Origin of the sequence: Adlercreutzia sp. DFI.6.23 (assembly GCF_024462535.1) — a bacterium.
GTDB classification, from domain to species: Bacteria; Actinomycetota; Coriobacteriia; order Coriobacteriales; family Eggerthellaceae; genus Adlercreutzia; species Adlercreutzia rubneri.
The window spans coordinates 1-289 of record NZ_JANGBP010000760.1 but is presented as its reverse complement, the minus strand read 5'-3'; the positions used below and the strand labels follow the sequence as shown (position 1 = coordinate 289).

The window sequence follows — 289 nt, the reverse complement described above, 5'->3', positions numbered from 1 at the left end:
GGTCGAAGACCATGGACGAGAACAGCAACATCCCAAGCGCTTCCGGCGCGGAGCCTCAGCAGCCGGCGCCGGAGCCGGCGCCAAGCGCCGTGCCCGAGAACCCCTTCGCTGCCTTCGGAGCGCCCAGTCCCGGCTCTCAGCCTGCGCCCGCGGCGCCCTCCGATGCTGTGCAGCCGGCGCCTGCCGCAGCCGCTCCGGCTCCTGAAATAGCGCAACACGCGCCCACGGCGCCGACGCAGCCCTATTACGACGCCACGGCGGCACAGGCCGCCCAGCAGCCCTACGCCCC

At 73.4% G+C, this 289-nt stretch carries 1 pseudogene; it reads left to right on the top strand.

The window, feature by feature from the left end:
- Positions 1 to 11 precede the first annotated feature (11 nt).
- Positions 12 to 289 (top strand): annotated as a pseudogene (locus NE591_RS15360) (DNA polymerase III subunit gamma/tau); the annotation flags it as partial.